3 protein-coding genes and 2 pseudogenes are annotated in these 2,593 nt (G+C 58.0%); all 5 read left to right on the top strand.

The genetic code is table 11. The annotated features are described in order from the left end of the window. Positions 1–44 precede the first annotated feature (44 nt). Positions 45–659, top strand: a complete 615-nt coding sequence (locus BMI01S_RS36835) for an IS630 family transposase (RefSeq protein ID WP_255217860.1) — start codon at positions 45–47, stop codon at positions 657–659. A gap of 31 nt (positions 660–690) precedes the next feature. Continuing rightward, positions 691–1,413: an IS6 family transposase gene (locus BMI01S_RS36830; RefSeq protein WP_154671539.1), complete on the top strand. Its 723-nt coding sequence runs from the start codon at positions 691–693 to the stop codon at positions 1,411–1,413. Positions 1,414–1,567: 154 nt separating this feature from the next. Then, positions 1,568–2,029, top strand: coding sequence for a hypothetical protein (locus BMI01S_RS41675; RefSeq protein WP_154671538.1), 462 nt, complete (start codon positions 1,568–1,570; stop codon positions 2,027–2,029). 203 nt (positions 2,030–2,232) lie between these two features. Then, positions 2,233–2,349: pseudogene (locus BMI01S_RS43690) on the top strand (IS6 family transposase); the annotation flags it as partial. Between the two features lie 4 nt (positions 2,350–2,353). Beyond that, positions 2,354–2,521, top strand: a pseudogene (locus BMI01S_RS43685) (IS6 family transposase); the annotation flags it as partial. Between the last annotated feature and the right edge of the window lie 72 nt (positions 2,522–2,593).

The following is a 2,593-nucleotide window of genomic DNA, read 5'->3' as shown; positions in this document are numbered from 1 at the left end:
TTACTGACCGGTGCACCAAATAGTGCGTGATGCGTTATGTGGGCATGAATACGAAAACCGATGCCCGAAGACTTGATGGCGCCACGCAGGCACACCTGAGAAAGATGGTGGTGCAGGCTGTGCGCGATGGTATGAGCCAAACTGCGGCGGCGAAGACGTATGGCGTTAGCCTTCGCGCAGTGAGCAAATGGATGAAGCTCTCTCGCGAAGGCGGTTTGCGATCGCTGCGTCTTGGCAAGCGTGGCAGACGACCGGGAAGCGGCCGGCTGGAAAACAAGCAAGCCGCGAGGATCCGAAGGCTGATCATCGAGCGGATGCCGGACCAACTGACGTTGCCGTTCTATCTGTGGACGCGAGAGTCGGTGGCGCAGTTGATCGAGCGCGAGTATGGCATCACGGTGTCGCCATGGACGGCCGGTCGATACCTGAAAGCGTGGGGCATGAGCGCCCAGAAACCGGTGCGGCGCGCGTACGAGAGAAACGATGCTGCAATCGAGCGCTGGCTGAACGAAGACTATCCGCAGATCGCGAAAGAGGCAAAACGGGAAAAGGCGACGATCTACTGGGGTGACGAAATGGGACTGCGTAGCGATCACATCAGTGGGACGAGCTTCGCCCTGAAGGGACAAAGGTTCTGTCGCGCCAAGGTGCCGGGTTAAAATTTGCGTTCGATCCTGAATGACGAACAGCATGGGCCAGACGAAGAAGACATCACGCGCGACGTTGCCTCCGGGCATCGGCAAAGTTCTCAAGCGACTACACTATCCGTTGGACGTGATCCTGCTGTGCGTACGCTGGTATGTGGCTTACTCGTTGAGCCTGCGAAATCTCGAGGAGATGATGGCAGAGCGAGGCATCGAGGTCGACCATTCGAGCGTGCACCGCTGGGTTATCAAGCTCGTACCGCTGTTTGAGAAGGCGTTTCGCCGCCACAAGCGCCCGGTGGGCAAGAGCTGGAGGATGGACGAGACGTACGTCAAGGTCAAAGGCCAATGGAAGTATTTGTACCGCGCTGTCGACAAGCAGGGCAACACAGTCGATTTCCTGCTGCGTGCCCATCGAGACAAGGCCGCTGCGCGCCGCTACTTTGAGAAGGCGACTGACCAGAACGGCGAGCCCGAGACGATTACCGTGGACAAGAGCGGTGCGAATCTGGCTGCGCTCGAGGCTCTCAACGCCGGGCGCGACACGCCGATCAAGATCCGCCAGAACAAGTATCTGAACAACATCATCGAGCAGGACCACCGAGCGATCAAACGCATCATCAAACCGATGATGGGATTCAAGGACTTTCGCTGTGCCCGCATCATTCTGTCTGGCATCGAAGTGATGCATATGATCCGCAAGGGACAAATGCAAGACGATCGCGTCGCCCGAACGGTTGCCGAGCAGTTCTACTTGCTGGCTATGTAAGCAATCCTATGTACATTCACTCATTCGATCTACCATCGTTATCGCGACAGAACCGTTCGCCCTGCCCGCTGACTCTAGCGCGGTCGCGGCGCTTTTCGCGGCATACAAAGCCGACGAACGCCGCGATAGCAGGGTCCCGGCTGTTATCACACGGTTGATACTCGCACTCGTATCGCGACGCGCACCGCTGCTGCGTTCATTAATCAATGCACGAAGCGGCTTTCTGGACGGGCTGAGCACCTACCTGCTGAAACTCGGCCCGCACAATCTGCCACCGCCTTTTAACAACGAAATCGATCGAGAGTTCGCCGCATCACCGCACGTCGCCGCAATGCGACTGCGGCTGCAGCAGGTCGCTTGCCTGCTTGCGCAGTCGCTGATGCCGGAGCTCGACACGAACGGCGCCGCCCCACTTCATTTGATCAATTTCGGTGGGGGCACAGCGATCGATTCCATCAACACGCTGATTCTGCTGAACCAGACGAGACATGATGCGCCGCGGGACGCCGCATCACGATCACCGTCCTCGACCTGGACCGTGATGGTCCGCAATTTGGTGCCGAGGCGTTGCGGGTACTCTGTGCCGAAGGGGCTGCGCTTGCCGGCCTGCACGTAAGGTTCGTCCATACCGTCTATGACTGGAACGAACCCGAGCGCCTTGCCGGAATCGTTCAGGACGCGATGATGTCCGGTGCAATCGTAGCCGCCTCGTCGGAAGGCGGATTGTTCGAATACGGCACCGACGCGGCAAGGCTCTGGTGCAAATAGGGCCGGCGAATGGGTTAGAGTCGTCGGAACAATACGAACCGACGAGCCGCGATGAGCAAGCTGAAGAGTCCGGAGAAGTTGTTCGGCGGACGCCATTTTGATCGGGAGATCATTATTCTGTGCGTTCGCTGGTACCTGCGCTACAAGCTCAGCTTTCGCGATCTGGTCGTCCAGAACGCACGTGATGCCTGGGTTCAAGCGATTCAGGAGCGCTGCGACCACGATTTCAGGCATCGAGTTGACGCATCGCATTCGCAAGGGGCAGTTCGATCTCGCGAAGCTCGGCCTCAAGGAGGCCGCTTCGCCCGCCGTATGGAATGCGGTCCTGTTTGATCGATAAGCTATCCTACCTATATGAGCTTTCTAAATCCGCTTACCTATTTGCACCAGAACCCTTATTTGCGCCAGGGCC

Origin of the sequence: Paraburkholderia mimosarum LMG 23256 = NBRC 106338 (assembly GCF_000739815.1) — a bacterium.
GTDB lineage: Bacteria > Pseudomonadota > Gammaproteobacteria > Burkholderiales > Burkholderiaceae > Paraburkholderia > Paraburkholderia mimosarum.
Note: the sequence above shows the minus strand (reverse complement) of the source record. Positions and strands in the feature narration are given on the sequence as shown.

Bases quoted from the DNA above. Each gene is read 5' to 3' on its own strand.
- BMI01S_RS36835 (WP_255217860.1), top strand. From the start codon at position 45: ATGAATACGAAAACCGATGCCCGAAGACTTGATGGCGCCACGCAGGCA.
- BMI01S_RS36830 (WP_154671539.1), top strand. From the start codon at position 691: ATGGGCCAGACGAAGAAGACATCACGCGCGACGTTGCCTCCGGGCATC.